The sequence below is a fragment of the Clostridioides sp. ES-S-0190-01 genome (genome assembly GCF_020658275.1).
In the GTDB taxonomy this organism is placed as follows: domain Bacteria; phylum Bacillota; class Clostridia; order Peptostreptococcales; family Peptostreptococcaceae; genus Clostridioides.
The window spans coordinates 1-1,163 of the sequence record NZ_JACVWA010000029.1; the positions used below are offsets into that span (position 1 = coordinate 1).

Genomic DNA, 1,163 nt, shown 5'->3' on the forward strand with positions numbered 1-1,163 from the left:
GACTTATAGCTTTATCTGGTAGTTTGATGGCTCAATTCTTAGGATTCTCAGATGTAAATATGGGTATCGGAACTTTAGTACTTGGAATTGCTTCTATCATAATTGGTATTACATTATTTAAGAAATTCACTTTCATTAAAAATACTACTGCAATAATTGTTGGTTCTTTCATATACCAATTCACTATATACTTTGCAATGAGTTTAGGTATGTTATCAACTGATTTAAAACTGATAACTGCCATAGTTATAATAGCTTTCTTAGCTACTAGTAACTTAAATATCTCACTAAAAAAAAACAAGTACAAGGCTAGTACCAAAAATAAATCTGAAAAAAGAGGTGTTATAGATGTTACAAATTAAAAATCTTTCAAAGAGTTTCCCAAATCCATACGGTCAACCTAATACTATATTTGAAAATTTATCAATTGACATAGAAGACGGTGAATTTGTAAGTATCATAGGTAGCAATGGAACTGGTAAATCCACTTTATTAAATATAATATCGGGTCTTATAAAAGAATCTTCTGGCCAAGTATTATTAAATAAACACAATTTATCTAATTTGGCTGAACATAGAAGAACTCAAATAGTAAGTAGAGTTTTTCAAGACCCAAGTTTAGGAACTTGTCCCTCTATGACAGTTAGAGAAAATTTATCTTTGGCTCTTAATAAAGGTAAGTTATTAAATCTAAAAAAATGTCTTCGTTATAAAAGAGATTTTCTAGAAAATTTATTAGAAGGAGTTTCTCTAGATTTAAAAAAATACCTAGACGTACAAGTACAATTTTTATCAGGAGGTCAAAGACAATCACTTTCACTAATTATGTCATGCTTAACAAGTCCTTCAGTTTTGTTACTTGATGAGCATACAGCAGCTCTTGACCCAAAAACATCAAATGAGGTAATTGAATTAACCGATAAAATTGTAAGAGAAAAAAATATAACTACACTTATGGTAACTCACAACTTAAAGCATGCTCTTCAATATGGAGATAGATTAATTATGCTCCATAAAGGTGAAGTTGTCTTAGATATAAAGGGAAAAGAAAAAGAAGAATTAACAGTTGAAGAAATCTTAGAAAAATTTGAATATGCTGTTTAAAAGTATATATTATGATAATTTAATTTTAGCTTAGTTACAAATTAGTTTATTTATAAAAT

General features: G+C 28.0%; 1 protein-coding gene and 1 pseudogene. Both read left to right on the top strand.

What is annotated here, in order from left to right:
• Nucleotides 1–362 (top strand): annotated as a pseudogene (locus tag IC214_RS12510) (ABC transporter permease); the annotation flags it as partial.
• Nucleotides 349–1,104 carry an ATP-binding cassette domain-containing protein gene (locus IC214_RS12515; RefSeq protein ID WP_227866708.1) on the top strand — a complete coding sequence of 252 codons (756 nt, stop codon included), beginning with the start codon at nucleotides 349–351 and terminating at the stop codon, nucleotides 1,102–1,104. The pseudogene IC214_RS12510 and the gene IC214_RS12515, both read left to right, overlap by 14 nt.
• The last annotated feature ends 59 nt before the right edge of the window (nucleotides 1,105–1,163 follow it).